The following is a 14,021-nucleotide window of genomic DNA, read 5'->3' on the forward strand; positions in this document are numbered from 1 at the left end:
ATCGGCTGTGCCTCGCGAGGAGGACCCCATGGCGTTCGGTTGGAAGCTCTACGGCGACGGCAAGACGCCGCCGCTGGGCGAGGCCGTCGCGCCCGACGAGCGGCTGTCGTGGCCCCGCACCATCGGCATCGGCGCCCAGCACGTCGTCGCGATGTTCGGGGCGACCTTCGTCTTCCCGATCGTCATGGGGCTCGACCCCAACCTCGCGATCATGATGAGCGGGATCGCGACGATCATCTTCCTGCTCATCGTGAACGGGAAGGTGCCGAGCTACCTGGGCACGAGCGCCTCGTTCGTCGGCGGCGTCGTCGCCGTCCGGGCGCAGGGCGGCGACTCCGGCGACGTCGTCGGCGCGATCCTGGTCTCCGGCGTCGTGCTGGCGCTGGTCGGCGTGCTCATCCACTTCGCCGGGGTCCGGTTCCTGCACGCGATCCTGCCGCCGGCGGTGACCGGCGCGGTCGTGCTCCTGATCGGCTTCAACCTGGCCCCGGTGGTCGCCGGCATCTACTGGCCCCAGGACCAGTGGGTGGCGCTGGCCACGATGGCCTTCGTCATCGTCGCCTCGCTGCTGCTGCGCGGCTTCTGGGCCCGCATCTCGATCCTGCTCGGGCTGGTCTTCGGCTACCTGCTGTCGATCCTGCTCGACGCGACCGCCGGCCAGATCACCTCGCCCGACGGCACCGGCGAGGTCGTCACCCGCGACCGGATCAACTTCGACACCGTCGGCCAGGCCGACTGGTTCGGCCTGCCGGACTTCACCGCGCCCAGCTTCTCCCTGAACTTCAGCCTCCTGGTGCTGCCCGCCGTCATCGCGCTGGTCGCGGAGAACGCCGGCCACGTCAAGGCGGTCGCCGAGATGACCAAGCGCGACCTCGACCCCTACATGGGCCGCGCGATCGCCGCCGACGGTGTCGCCACCGTCGTGGCCTCCTCGGTCGGCGGCTCCCCGACGACCACGTACGCCGAGAACATCGGCGTCATGGCCGCCACCCGCGTCTACTCGACGGCGGCCTACTACGTGGCGGCCCTCGTGGCGATCCTGCTCGGCCTCTGCCCGAAGTTCGGCGCCCTGATCAACATCATCCCGGGCGGCGTGCTCGGCGGGATCACCGTCGTCCTCTACGGGATGATCGGCCTGCTCGGCGCGAAGATCTGGAAGGAGAACCGGGTCGACTTCGCCAACCCGATCAACCTGGTGCCGCTCGCCGCGGGCATCATCATCGCCATCGGCAACGTGAACCTGCAGATCACCGACACCTTCTCGCTGGGCGGCATCGCCCTGGGCACCATCGTGGCGGTGCTCGGGTGGCACGTGGCCCGTGCCCTCGCGCCGGCCGAGATGAAGGCGGCGCTCGTCGCCGAGCGGGAGTACGCCGGCGGCACGGGTCCCGCGCTCGGCCACGCCGGGGCGCACGACTACACCCCCGGGGCCCGCGAGTACAGCGCCGACCCGTCGTCGGTCGACCAGGTGGGCCGCCCCGGCACCGACCGACGCAGGGACATGCTCGAGAAGTGAAGCCCGCACCCTTCCGCTACGCCGACCCCCGGTCCCTCGACGAGGCACTCGACGTCCTGGCCGCCGAACCCGGCGCCAAGGTGCTCGCCGGCGGGCAGTCGCTGCTGCCGCTGCTGGCGATGCGCCTGGCGGCGCCGGCCACGCTGGTCGACGTCAACCGGGTGCCCGGCCTCGACGCCGTCGAGGCGACCGGGGACGGCGTGCGGGTGGGAGCCCTGGTCCGGCACGCGCACCTGCTCCGCGACGGCGCCGCCGCCCGGGTCCAGCCGCTGCTGGCCCGGGCGACGGCGAACGTCGCCCACCCGGCCATCCGCAACCGCGGCACGACGGTCGGCTCGATCGCGCACGCCGACCCCTCCGGCGAGATGACCTCGGTGCTCGCCCTCACCGGCGGCTCGGTGACCGTGGCGACGCCCTCGGGCCGGGAGACCGTCGGCTGGCGGGACCTGTTCGTCGGGCCGCTGGAGACCTCGCTGCCCGGCGGCGCGGTCGTCGTCGACGCCTTCTTCCCCGCCCTGCCCGAGCGCTCGGGCACCGCCTTCGCCGAGATCGCCCGGCGCAAGGGCGACTACGCCGTCTGCGGGGCCGGCGTCGTCGTGACCCTCGACGCGGACCGCCGGGTGGCCGCCGTCCGCGCGTCCTACCTGTCGGTCGGGCTGGTGCCCGAGGTGCACGACCTCACCGAGGCCGTCGCCGGCAAGCCCGTCGACAGCGCCGACTGGGCCGCGGCCGGCGCCCTGGCCCGCACGCTGGTCGACCCCGACACCGACATCCACGCCAGCGCCGACTACCGCCGGCTGCTGGTCGGCGTGCTCACCGAGAGGACGCTGGCCGACGCCGCCCGCGAGGCGGCCGAGAGGACCGCTGCATGACCTCCGTCGACACCCCCCGGATCGACACGGAGCGGACCGTCCGCGTGACGGTGAACGGCGTCCCGCGGGAGGTGACCGTCCCGGTGCGCCGCGTCCTCGCCGACGCGCTGCGCGACGACCTCGGCCTGACCGGCACGCACGTCGGCTGCGCGCACGGCGTCTGCGGCTCGTGCACGGTGCTCGTCGACGGCGACCCCGTGCGCTCCTGCCTGGTGCTCGCCGTGCAGGTCGACGGCGCGGAGGTGACCACCGTCGAGGGCCTGGCCCGCGAGGACCACCAGGGCGGGCAGGTGCTCCACCCGGTGCAGGAGGCCTTCCGCGAGTGCCACGCCCTGCAGTGCGGGTTCTGCACGCCGGGCTTCCTGGTGACGATCGCCGCGGGCCTCGAGGCCCGGGACGCGGGCACGGAGATCACCGAGGAGGAGGTCGACGAGCTCGTCGGCGGCAACCTCTGCCGGTGCACCGGCTACGCCAACATCAAGAAGGCCGTCCGGCACGCCGCCGCCGCGATGCGGGAGGACGCCCGGTGACGACCAAGCTGTTCGGGGAGCCGGTCCGCCGGCGCGAGGACGCCCGCCTCATCACCGGCCGCGGCCGCTACCTCGACGACATCGGCGCCGGCGCCCTGGCCGCTGCGTTCGTGCGCAGCCCGCACGCGCACGCCCGCGTCGTCGACGTCGACGTCGAGGCGGCGCTGGACGTCGAGGGCCTGGTCGCGATCTACACCTACGAGGACCTCACCGGCCCGATGGCCGAGCCGCTGCCGGTGCTCATCCCCCACCCGCAGCTGCACGCGCCGCGCACCGGGTACCCGCTGGCCAACGGCGAGGTCAACCACGTCGGCGAGCCGGTCGTCATGGTCGTGGCCACCGACCGGTACGTGGCCGAGGACGCCGCCGAGCGGATCGTCGTCACCTACGAGGAGCTGCCGGTCGTCGTCGGGGTGGACGCCGCCCGCGAGGCGCGCGCGGCCGTCCACGACGAGATCCCCGACAACGTCGCCGCCCGGCACCACCAGGAGACCGGCGACGTCGAGCCGGCGCTGGCCGCCGCCCCGCACACGCTGTCGTTCACCCAGTACATCGAGCGCAGCGCCTGCACGCCCCTGGAGGGCAAGGGCGTGCACGCCCGCTGGGACGCCGACGACGGCAGCCTGCGCGTGCACTCCAGCACCCAGGCCTCGACGTCGGTGCGCGCGGCGATCGCCGCCAAGCTCGAGCTGTCGCTGGACCGCGTCGAGGTGATCGCGCCCGACGTCGGCGGCGGCTTCGGCGTCAAGATCGTGCACCCGTGGCCCGAGGAGCTGCTGGTGCCGATGGCGGCGATCCGGCTCGGCCGCGAGGTCAAGTGGGCCGAGGACCGGCGCGAGCACTTCGTCTCCAGCGCGCACGAGCGCCAGCAGCGGCAGGAGATCACCGTCGGCTACGACGACGACGGCCGGATCACCGCGCTCGACGTGCACGTCTGGCACGACAACGGCGCCTACACGCCCTACGGGATCATCGTCCCGATCGTGACGGCGACCCAGCTGGTCGGCCCGTACGTGATCCCCGTGTACCGGGTGGTCGTCGAGAGCGTCTACACCAACACCGTCATCGTCACGCCCTACCGCGGGGCCGGGCGGCCGCAGGGCTGCTACGCGATGGAGCGGACGATGGACCGCATCGCCGACGCGCTCGGCCTCGACCGCGCCGAGGTGCGCCGCCGGAACCTGATCACGCCCGACCAGTTCCCCTACGACCACCGCCTGACGTTCCAGGACGGCCGGCCGGTGATCTACGACTCCGGCGACTACCCGGGGCTGCTGGACAAGCTGGTCGCGCTGGTCGGCTGGGACGAGGCCGCCGCCCTGCGCGCGGACGCGCAGGCGCGCGGGAGGCTGCTCGGCATCGGCATGGCGCTGTACGTGGAGGGCACCGGGCCCGGGCCCTACGAGGGCGGGCACGTCCAGGTGCTCGGCAGCGGCAAGGTGCTGGTCTCCACCGGGCTCACCTCGCAGGGCCAGGGCCACGAGACGGTGTTCGCGCAGATCGTCGCCTCCGAGCTCGGGGTGCCGATCGAGGACGTCGAGGTGCACACCGGCGACACCCGCCGCTTCGGGTACGCCGTCGGCACCTTCGCCTCGCGCGCCGCGGTGATGAGCGGCAACGCCGTCGCGCTGGCCGCCCGCGGGGTGCGGGAGAAGGCGCTGCGCATCGCCGCCGAGGTGCTCGAGGCCAACCCGGAGGACCTGGAGATCGACGAGGGCCTGGTGCAGGTCAGGGGGACGCCGGGGGCATCGGTCCCGCTGCGGACGGTCGCCGTCCTGTCCAACCCGCTGCGCTACGCCTTCGACGAGGCGGCCAAGCAGGCCACCCAGTTCGCCACGCACGACGACAGCAAGCCGCCGGTCGCGCCCGGGGACGCACCGGGCCTGGAGCACCGCGACTACTACTCGCCGATCCGCTCGACGTTCGCCTCCGGCGCGCACGCCGCCGTGGTGGAGATCGACCCGCAGACCTGGGAGATCGACGTCGTCCGGTACGCGGTCGTGCACGACTGCGGCAACGTGGTGAACCCGATGATCGTCGAGGGCCAGGTGCACGGCGGCGTCGCCCAGGGCGTGGGCGGGGCGCTGTACGAGCGGATGGCCTACGACGGCGACGGGCAGCTGCAGAACGCGTCGTTCATGGACTTCCTCATGCCCTACGCCTCCGAGGTGCCCGACGTGGTCATCGACCACCAGGAGACCCCGTCGCCGCTGAACCCGCTGGGGATCAAGGGCGCCGGCGAGGCGGGGGTCATCCCGGGGACGGCCGCGATCGCCTCGGCGATCGAGGACGCCACCGGACGGCGGATCGCGTCGATGCCGATCTCGCCGACCGAGCTGTACGACCTGATGAGAGACGAGACGGCGGAGCGGACCCGGGCGTCCCTCCAGACGGGAGTGCCCGCGTGAACCTCGACGGCTCGGCGGTGCTGCACGGCACGCCCGAGGAGGTCTGGAGGGTCGTCACCGACCCGGCCGTGCTCGCGCGGACCATCCCCGGCTGCGAGTCGCTGCAGCGCACCGGCGAGGACGAGTACCGGATGGACGTCTCGGTCGGCGTGGGCGCCATCCGCGGCACCTACGCCGGCGAGGTCCGGCTGACCGACCAGCAGCCACACTCGTCCTACGTCATGCACGCCTCCGGCGCCGGCGCCCCGGGCAACGTGCGGGCGAAGGTGACCATCGACCTGGAGCCGCACGAGGAGGGGACGACGCTCAGCTACTCGGCCGACGCCGTCGTCGGCGGGCCGGTGGCCGGGGTGGGGCAGCGGATGATCTCCGGCGTCGCCAAGCGGATGGCCGGGCAGTTCTTCGCCGCGATCGACCGCGAGCTCACCGAGGGCGCCCCCGTGGCCGCCGCGCCCGCCGCCGCCCGCGCGACCTCGGCGGCGGTGAGCTCCACCGAGGCGCCCGCGGCCGTCCCCGCGGGGACGCCGGCCGCCCCGGAGCCGCAGGTCTTCCGGCGCGCCGAGGCCCCGGCCGCGGCGCCGTCGTCGGACGTGCAGACCCTCGCCGTCGGCGCGCTCGGCGGTGCCGGGCTCACCCTGCTCGGCGTCCTCGTGGGCTGGCTGCTGGGCCGCCGGACCCGCTGACGGGGGCCGTGGCGCCGGGGGCGCCGGCCACGGGTCAGACCGGGTAGGGCTCGCCACAGATGTCCGCCGGGAGGCCCGTGTCGCAGCGGTTGCCCTGGAACTCCAGCCCCCCACCGGGCGGGAGCGACGGCAGGGCGGAGGGGTCGCCGACGAAGACGTCCATGTCGACGGCGACCGACCCGGTCGGCGGCGTGCCGACGGGCAGGAGGGCGTGGTTGTCCCCGAAGTAGTTGTTGGACACCCGGACGTCCTCCACGGGTCCGGCGTCGGACCCGGGCAGCGTGGTCAGCACCAGTCCGGCGGCCGGGTGCGTCGGCGACGGCACCCCCGCCGGCAGGTCGGCCGTGTTGTCGGCGATGACGTTGCCCGCGACCGTGACGTCGTCCGCGTCCACCACCTGCACGCCGATGCCGGAGACGTAGGACTCGACCTCCCTGCCCTGGAGGCAGTACCGGTCGTTGTCCGTCGAGGTGTTCCCGGTGATGCCGAACCCGCCGCTCGGGACCTCCGTCGCGACGTCGTCGGCGAGCAGCAGGCCGATGCAGTTGCCCGTCAGGGTGTTCCCGGTGACGCGGCCGCCGCGCGCCTCCCGCAGCGAGATCCCGACGTCGTAGCCCTCGACGTGGTTGCCGGAGACCGTCGCGTCGGCACGGGCGGAGTCGACGACCGCGACACCGGCGGTGCCGGAGTCCGGCACCCTCGCCGTGCCGCGGTCGAGGCCGACCTCGCGGTTGTCCGTGATCCGGACCGCCGTCGAGTCGACGGCGACGACGCCGTAGCGGTCGTGGGCGGAGCCCGACGTGCCGGCCACCCGGAAGCCGTCGGCTCCCCGCGCGACGATCCCGCTGGCGGGGTGGTGGTGGGTCGACAGGCCACCGACCAGGACCGGCCCGTCCGGATCGAGGAAGAACAGACCGGAGACGTCGTCGGCGAGCGTGTCCGGGTCGCCCTCGGCGTCGGCGCGCTCCTGCGCCTCCCAGCAGGGGGTCGAGGGGACCGCGGGCAGGTCCCGGACGGTCCGCCACTCGGGCCACACGACGTTGGTCACCCCCGCGCCGGCGCCGCGGACGGTCAGGCCCTTGCCCTGGACGCAGACGGCCTCGTGGTAGTCCCCGGGTGCGATCCGGATGGTGTCGCCCGAGCGTGCCGCGTCGACGGCGTCCTGGATCCGGGTGTACTGCTGCCCCGGCCCGACGTGGAGCGTGTGGGGGCCGACGTGGGCCGAGGCGGCCCCGGCCGGGAGCGCCGCGACGAGCAGGACCCCCGTGGCGGCGACGGCCGCGAGACGGGCGGCACCGGAGCGGGTCCGCCTCCTCGTGGAGGGGTCCATGCGGTGGCCTCCCTGGTCTGCGGGCGCCGGGCGCAGCGCCGCAGGTCGCCCACCCGCGGCGGGGACGGGACGGCGGGCTCCGCCGTCGTCGTCCGCGCTCACGCCGCCGGCGAGCGGTCCCGGTTCACGAGGATGGCCAGCTGGGTCCGGCCGCGGACGCCCAGCCGCCGCATGGAGGCGGTGAGGTGGCTCTTCACCGTCGCGAGGCTCAGGAACAGCCGCCGCGCGATCTCCTCGTTGCTCAGCCCCTGCGCCACCAGCTCGGCGACCTCGCGCTGCCGGTCGGTGAGCCGGTCCAACGGGCGGCAGGGGACCTCGGCCGGTGGCGTGGGGTCGGTCAGGTAGCGCACCAGCTGGGTGGTCGCCGAGGAGTCGATGGCCGGCTCGTGCCGGGCCAGCGCGCGCACGGCCTCGACCAGTCGCGCGGCGGCCGAGCAGCGCGGCAGGTAACCCCGGACGCCGGCCCGCAGCACCTGCACGAGCTCGGGACCGGCCTCCTCACGCGGCTCGGCGAGCACGAGCACCGCGGTCCCCCGGCGGCAGAGCTCACGCAGCAGCGGCAGCGTGGCCCCCTGCACCAGACCCTGGCGGGCGACGACGACCTGGGCGGGCACGTCCTCGATGGCGGCGAGCGCCCCGGGCAGGTGGTGGGTCTCGGCGACGACGGCCATGTCCGGCTGCGCCTCGAGGACCTCGCGCAGCCCCAGCCGGAAGACCTCCCGGTCCTCGCAGAGCAGCACACGGACCAGGCTGGACGGCGGCCGGATGGCCAGCGGGCGCGCGGGCCGCAGGACCGGGCGCGGACGCGGCTGCGTGCTCCGTCCCCTGACCGGCACGCCCGGTGCCGGGCCGACCGGTCGCCATGTCCCGCGTGCCGCGGGGCCCGGGCCCTGCAGGACGTCGTCGGAACTCATGCGTTCCTCCTGTCCGGGTGGCGCTGACGGGGCTCCGGGCGGGATCTCCGCCCGGGGGGACCCGTCCGTCTCAGTCGGACGCGCCGAACGGTAGCGCGCAACCGTCCGGCGTTGCCAGGTAATGTGCACGCCCTTCACAGGTCCCGTCCAGGTTCGTGTGCGCAGGGCGCGGGAGTCCCCCGGCGTGTACGCCGGGCCTGCACGGAGAGTGGCGAACCGGGTACGGAGGTCAGCCGCCGACGGGGCCGGCCTCCCAGCCGGGGCCCGGCCGGGCCGTGCGGTTGACGTGGATGGCCAGCTGCGTCCGGTCGCGCAGACCCAGCCGGCGCAGGGCGACGGTGATGTGGCCCTTGACGGTCGCGCGGCTGACCTGGAGCCGCGCCGCGATCTCCGCGTTGGTCAGGCCCTCGGCCACCAGCTCGGACACCGCCTGCTGCCGGGCGGTGAGCGGGTTGCGCCCGCCGGTCTCGTCGGTCCCCGCCGAGCTCCGTACGCCGTCGAGGTGGTGCAGCAGCTCGCCGGTGACGGCGGCGTCGAGCAGCGTCTCGCCGCGGACCACGGAGCGCACGCCCTCGACCAGCCGGTCGGAGCTGACGGTGGTGTACACGTAGCCGCGGGCGCCGGCGCGCAGGGCCTCGACCAGGTCGCCGCCGTTGCCGGCCTCGCCGAGCAGGACCACCCGGGTGCCGGTCGCGGTCAGCGCCCGCACCAGCTCGGTCATCGCCGGCCCCTGGGCGCCCAGGCCGAGCAGGGTCACGTCGGGGTGCAGCTCGGTGGCGAGCTCGAGCGCCCGTGCCGCGTCGGCCGCCTCGGCGACGACGAGGAGGTCGGGCGCCCAGCGCAGCACCGCGCGCAGCCCGTGCCGGAGCACCTCGTGGTCGTCGCAGATCAGGACGCGGGCCGGGGGCCCGGGAGGCCGGAGACCGTCGTGAGGCGGTGGAGGTCGGAGACCGTCGTGAGGCGGCGGGACGGTTCCCTCCAGCTCGCCACCCATGCGTCTGCTCCGCTCAGGTCCGATGCACGGCGCCCGGCGCCGCTGGTCCCAGGACCCGGAAGTTAGCGACGGACGGTCACCCGCCGCCACCGATCAACGACGCGGTGAGCGTGATCGGCCTCCGGTTTCATACCCGAGTCGCGGTCTCCCGGTCCGGAAGGTGGGCGTTGCCCCCGTCCCCGGGCGCTGGACCCCGGGACGGGCCACCCATCCCGCCGGTGCGCACCCTCGCGACCGGGCGTCCCCTCCCCGGGACGGGCGCGACGGATCCGACCCGTGGCGCTGTCGGACGGCCGTCCCGCCGCCCTAGCGTCCTCGGGCATCCGTCCCGGCCCGCCGGCCGCACCGGTCCGCCGGCTCCCTGCCGGCCCACAGCGACGCTGGAGTGCCCGTGCACCAGACGATGATCATCGCGAGGATGACCCCCGCCGACGCGGACAAGGTCGCCGACGTCTTCGCCCGCTCCGACGCGACGTCGATGCCGTACGAGATCGGGGTGCGGCGCCGGCAGCTGTTCACCTTCCACGACCTCTACGTGCACCTGATCGAGTTCGACCGCCCCGAGCAGGAGGCCATGGCGGTCGCCCAGTCGCTGCCGGCGTTCCGGGCGGTCAGCGAGGAGCTGCGGCCCTACATCGTCGCCTACGACCCGAACTGGCGGTCGCCGCGGGACGCCATGGCGCGCCGGTTCTACGAGTGGTCGGCGGAGCGGTCGTGACCGCGACGACGCCGGCCCGGCCGCACGCCGCGGCGCCCGGGTCGGTCGACTGGGTGAGCTGCCCCAGCTGCGGCTGGCTGCTCTACCGCAAGCGCCTGGACCGCAACCTGTCGGTCTGCCCCGAGTGCGACCACCACCTGCGGCTGGGCGCCCGCGCGAGGATCGCGCTGCTGGCCGACGACGGCAGCTTCGACGAGCACGCCTGCCCGCCCGGGCCCGCCGACCCGCTGGACTTCACCGACCTGCGCGACTACCGCGACCGGCTGCACGAGGCCGCCGCCCGCTCCGGCGAGAGCGAGGCCGTCGTCCTCGGCACCGCCCGCATCGGCGGCACCCCGGTGGTCCTCGCCGCGATGGACTTCGGCTTCCTCGGCGGCAGCATGGGCATCGAGGTGGGCCGCCGCGTCAGCGCGGCCGCGGACCTCGCCCTGCAGCGCGGCCTGCCCCTGGTGACCGTCTGCGCCAGCGGCGGCGCCCGCATGCAGGAGGGCGTGTTCTCGCTGTTCCAGATGGCGCGGGTCAGCCACGCCTTCGCCCAGCTGCACGAGTCCGGCCTCCTGTCGGTCTGCGTGCTCACCGACCCCACCTACGGCGGGGTGTCGGCGTCGTTCGCCACCCTGGCCGCCGTCCTGGTCGGGGAGCGGGGCGCGCACGTCGGCTTCGCCGGCCCGCGGGTGGTGCAGGAGACCATCCGGGCCGAGCTGCCCAGCGACTTCCAGACGGCGGAGTTCCTGCTGGCCCACGGCCTGGTCGACCGGGTGGAGAGCCGCGCGGAGCTGCGCCCGCTGCTGGTGCGGCTGCTCGAGCTGCACGGCCGCCGTCCCGCTCCTCCCCCGGCCGCCGCCCCGGTGCCGGCGCCGCCGGTGCCCCGGGACGACGCACCGGCGGGCGACGGCGCCGAGGACGCGGACGCCTGGGACGTCGTCCAGCGGGCCCGGGTCGCGGGCCGGCCCACGACGCTGGACTACCTGCACACCGTCTTCGACGACTTCGTCGAGCTGCACGGCGACCGCGCGTTCGCCGACGACCCGGCCGTCGTCGGCGGGGTCGCCGTCCTCGACGGGCGCCCGGTCGTGGTGATCGGCCACGAGAAGGGCCACTCGGTGCGCGAGCGGGTGGCGCGCAACTTCGGCATGCCGCACCCCGAGGGCTACCGCAAGGCGATGCGGCTCATGGCGCACGCCGAGACCTTCGGCCTGCCGGTGGTCACGCTGGTCGACACCCCCGGCGCGCACCCCGGGCCGGCGGCCGAGGAGCGCGGCCAGGCGCACGCGATCGCCGAGACCATCATGCGCAGCAGCCGGCTGCGGGTGCCCGTGGTCGCGGTGCTGACCGGCGAGGGCGGCAGCGGCGGGGCGCTGGCGCTGTGCACCTCCGACCGGCTGCTGGTCCTGGAGAACGCCTACCTGTCGGTGATCAGCCCGGAGGGCTGCGCCGCGATCCTCTGGCGGACGGCGACCGCCGCGCCCACCGCCGCACGGGCCATGCGCCTGGGCGCGGCGCACCTGCGGGCCAGCGGCATCGCCACCTCGGTGGTGCCCGAGCCACCTGGCGGCGCGGACGCCGACCCGCTCGCGGCCGCCGGCCTGGTCCGCGCCGCGCTCGTGCGCGAGCTCGACGAGCTCGCCCGGCTCGACGTCGGCACCCTGCTCGGCACCCGGGCCGCCCGGCTGGCCCGCATCGGCGGCGACGGCGACCGGCCGCTGCGCGTCGTCGGGCCCGCGCCCGAGGGAGGTGGCGGGGATGCGGCCCGCTGAGCTGCCGGCGCGGCCGGGACAGGCGGCGGAGGAGCCCGTGGCCGGGGACGAGACCAGTGGCCTGCACCACGAGGTGGTCGAGCTCGCCCGCGCCCTGCCCGGGCCGCTGCGCCGGCTGACCGTCCGCAGCGGCGACCGCGCCGTCGAGGTGGAGTGGGCGGCCGACGCCGTCCCCGCGGCCGCCGCGCCGGCCCCGGTGCCCGGCGGGCTGCAGGCCGTCGCCGCGCCCTCCGGGCCGGCCGCGGTCCCGGAGCCGGCGGGCGAGGAGCCGGAGGTCCCCGAGGGCACGATCGCCGTCCGGGCGCCGCTGGTGGGCACCTTCTACGCCGCGCCCTCCCCCGGCGCGGAGCCGTTCGTGCGGGTCGGCGACGAGGTCGAGGCCGGCCAGACGCTCGGGATCGTCGAGGCGATGAAGCTGATGAACCCGATCGTGGCCGACGCCGCGGGCGCGGTGGCGGAGATCCGGGTCGGCGACGCCGAGTCGGTCGAGTACGACCAGGTCCTGGTGCTGCTGCGCCCGTCCGGGGGACCGAGGTGATCGGCCGGCTGCTGGTCGCCAACCGCGGCGAGATCGCCGTCCGGGTCGCCCGCGCCTGCCGGGAGCTCGGCATCGAGGTCGTCGCCGTGTACTCCACGGCCGACCGGCGCTCCGCCGTCGTCGAGATGGCCGACGAGGCCGTGCACATCGGCCCGCCGGCGCCGCGGGCCAGCTACCTGCACGTGCCCAACGTCGTCGAGGCGGCGCTGCGCAGCGGCGCCGACGCGGTGCACCCCGGCTACGGCTTCCTCTCCGAGGACCCCGACTTCGCCGAGATCTGCGAGGCCGAGGGGCTGACCTTCGTCGGCCCGCCGCCGGAGGTCATGCAGCAGATGGGCAACAAGGCCACCGCGCGGCGGCTGATGGCCGCGGCCGGCCTGCCGCTGCTGCCCGGCGTGGTGGACCCGGTGCGCACCGCCGAGGAGGGCCTGGCCGTCGCCGCGGAGATCGGCTACCCGGTGATCATCAAGGCCGCGGCCGGCGGCGGCGGCCGGGGGATGACGGTGGTGCACGACCCCGCCGACTTCGCCGAGGCGTTCGCCACCACCCGCACCGTCGCCCGGGCGGTGTTCCGCGACCCCACCGTCTACGTCGAGCGCTACCTGTCCGGCGCCCGGCACGTCGAGGTCCAGGTGCTCTGCGACGCCCACGGCAACGGCGTGTACCTCGGCGAGCGCGACTGCTCGCTGCAGCGGCGGCACCAGAAGCTGCTGGAGGAGGGCCCGGCCGGGCACCTCACGCCCGAGCAGCGGGCCGGGCTCGGCGAGATGGCGGTCCGCGGCGCGCTGTCGGTCGGCTACAGCGGCGCCGGGACCGTGGAGTTCCTCGTCGACGACGCCGGGCGCGCCTACTTCATGGAGATGAACGCCCGCATCCAGGTCGAGCACCCGGTCACCGAGCTGCTGACCGGCGTGGACCTGGTCCGCGAGCAGCTGCTGGTGGCCGGCGGGGAGCGGCTGGGGCTGCGGCAGGAGGACGTCGTCGTGCGCGGCGCGGCGATCGAGTGCCGGATCAACGCCGAGGACCCCGCCCGCGGGTTCGCCCCCGCACCCGGCCGGCTCGACGTGCTGCGCGTCCCCGACGGCCCGTGGACCCGCTTCGACACCGGCTACCGCCAGGGCGACGAGGTCAGCCCGCACTACGACTCGCTGCTGGGCAAGCTCGTCGTCTGGGCGCCCGACCGCGAGCAGGCCGTGCGGCGGATGGACCGGGCGCTGGCCGAGCTGCGCGTCGAGGGCCCCGGCGTGCACACCACCGCCGCCCTGCACCGCGCGCTGCTGCGCGACCCCGACGTGCGCGCCGACCGGCACGACGTCCAGTTCCTCGACCGCCGGCTGCCCGACCTCGTGGCCCGCGCCGCGGCCATCGCCGCGTCCCGGGAGCCGGCCCTGCCCGCCGCGCGCGGCGCGCTGCACCTCGTCCCGGCCGGCGACCCCGCCGGTCCGGTGCCCGTCCCCCACTCCCGTCCCGAGGAGGACCCTCCCATGTCCGCTGCCCCGTTCACCCAGGCCGACCTCATGCAGCTGCTCACCGAGAAGGCGGGCCTACCGGCCGAGGCGCACACCGACGACCCCGACGCCCGCTTCGCCGACGTCGGCCTGGACTCGCTGGCCTTCCTGTCCATGCAGACCGAGCTGCAGGACCGCTTCGGCACCGCGATGCCCGACGACAGCCCCGACAACTACACGTTCGGCGAGATCGTCCGGGCCGTGTCCGCGGCCCAGGCGCAGCCGGCCTGATCCCCCGTCCCGAACGGAGCGC

The 14,021-nt window shown here is 75.4% G+C and carries 12 protein-coding genes; 9 read left to right on the plus strand and 3 right to left on the minus strand.

The features are described from left to right. Window positions 1-28 precede the first annotated feature (28 nt). The 5 genes from ACI79Z_RS06080 to ACI79Z_RS06100 are packed head-to-tail and all read left to right on the plus strand — an operon-like array spanning window position 29 to window position 6,009. Entirely contained in the window at window positions 29-1,516 is a 1,488-nt protein-coding gene (locus tag ACI79Z_RS06080) for a uracil-xanthine permease family protein (RefSeq protein WP_387991113.1), read from the plus strand. Then, window positions 1,513-2,388, plus strand: a complete 876-nt coding sequence (locus tag ACI79Z_RS06085) for an FAD binding domain-containing protein (RefSeq protein ID WP_387991115.1) — start codon at window positions 1,513-1,515, stop codon at window positions 2,386-2,388. Before ACI79Z_RS06080 ends, ACI79Z_RS06085 begins: the two co-directional genes overlap by 4 nt. Continuing rightward, window positions 2,385-2,918: a (2Fe-2S)-binding protein gene (locus tag ACI79Z_RS06090; protein ID WP_456902047.1), complete on the plus strand. Its 534-nt coding sequence runs from the start codon at window positions 2,385-2,387 to the stop codon at window positions 2,916-2,918. Before ACI79Z_RS06085 ends, ACI79Z_RS06090 begins: the two co-directional genes overlap by 4 nt. After that, a complete protein-coding gene (cutA, locus tag ACI79Z_RS06095) occupies window positions 2,915-5,326 on the plus strand; it encodes an aerobic carbon-monoxide dehydrogenase large subunit (RefSeq protein WP_456902048.1) in 2,412 nt (803 codons plus the stop codon). The genes ACI79Z_RS06090 and cutA overlap by 4 nt, the downstream gene beginning before the upstream one ends. Beyond that, window positions 5,323-6,009 carry an SRPBCC family protein gene (locus tag ACI79Z_RS06100; protein ID WP_387991124.1) on the plus strand — a complete coding sequence of 229 codons (687 nt, stop codon included), beginning with the start codon at window positions 5,323-5,325 and terminating at the stop codon, window positions 6,007-6,009. Before cutA ends, ACI79Z_RS06100 begins: the two co-directional genes overlap by 4 nt. Before the next feature lie 34 nt (window positions 6,010-6,043). Here the strand turns inward: ACI79Z_RS06100 and ACI79Z_RS06105 are convergent, their stop codons facing one another. The 3 genes from ACI79Z_RS06105 to ACI79Z_RS06115 form a co-directional block, all read right to left on the minus strand. After that, a complete protein-coding gene (locus ACI79Z_RS06105; RefSeq protein WP_456902049.1) occupies window positions 6,044-7,339 on the minus strand; it encodes a right-handed parallel beta-helix repeat-containing protein in 1,296 nt (431 codons plus the stop codon). A gap of 98 nt (window positions 7,340-7,437) precedes the next feature. Continuing rightward, window positions 7,438-8,079, minus strand: a complete 642-nt coding sequence (locus tag ACI79Z_RS06110; protein ID WP_387991130.1) for a response regulator transcription factor — start codon at window positions 8,077-8,079, stop codon at window positions 7,438-7,440. A gap of 403 nt (window positions 8,080-8,482) precedes the next feature. Continuing rightward, window positions 8,483-9,247, minus strand: coding sequence for a LuxR C-terminal-related transcriptional regulator (locus tag ACI79Z_RS06115; protein ID WP_456902050.1), 765 nt, complete (start codon window positions 9,245-9,247; stop codon window positions 8,483-8,485). A gap of 403 nt (window positions 9,248-9,650) precedes the next feature. Here ACI79Z_RS06115 and ACI79Z_RS06120 point away from each other — a divergent pair, with 403 nt between their 5' ends. The 4 genes from ACI79Z_RS06120 to ACI79Z_RS06135 are packed head-to-tail and all read left to right on the plus strand — an operon-like array spanning window position 9,651 to window position 13,999. Next, a complete protein-coding gene (locus tag ACI79Z_RS06120) occupies window positions 9,651-9,965 on the plus strand; it encodes a TcmI family type II polyketide cyclase (RefSeq protein ID WP_387991358.1) in 315 nt (104 codons plus the stop codon). Then, window positions 9,962-11,722 carry an acetyl-CoA carboxylase carboxyltransferase subunit alpha gene (locus ACI79Z_RS06125; RefSeq protein ID WP_456902051.1) on the plus strand — a complete coding sequence of 587 codons (1,761 nt, stop codon included), beginning with the start codon at window positions 9,962-9,964 and terminating at the stop codon, window positions 11,720-11,722. Before ACI79Z_RS06120 ends, ACI79Z_RS06125 begins: the two co-directional genes overlap by 4 nt. Next, window positions 11,709-12,260, plus strand: a complete 552-nt coding sequence (accB, locus tag ACI79Z_RS06130) for an acetyl-CoA carboxylase biotin carboxyl carrier protein (protein WP_387991139.1) — start codon at window positions 11,709-11,711, stop codon at window positions 12,258-12,260. The genes ACI79Z_RS06125 and accB overlap by 14 nt, the downstream gene beginning before the upstream one ends. Beyond that, window positions 12,257-13,999 (plus strand): acetyl-CoA carboxylase biotin carboxylase subunit, encoded by a 1,743-nt coding sequence (locus ACI79Z_RS06135; RefSeq protein ID WP_456902052.1) that lies wholly within the window; start codon window positions 12,257-12,259, stop codon window positions 13,997-13,999. Before accB ends, ACI79Z_RS06135 begins: the two co-directional genes overlap by 4 nt. The last annotated feature ends 22 nt before the right edge of the window (window positions 14,000-14,021 follow it).

It is taken from the genome of Geodermatophilus sp. SYSU D00663, from assembly GCF_054050655.1.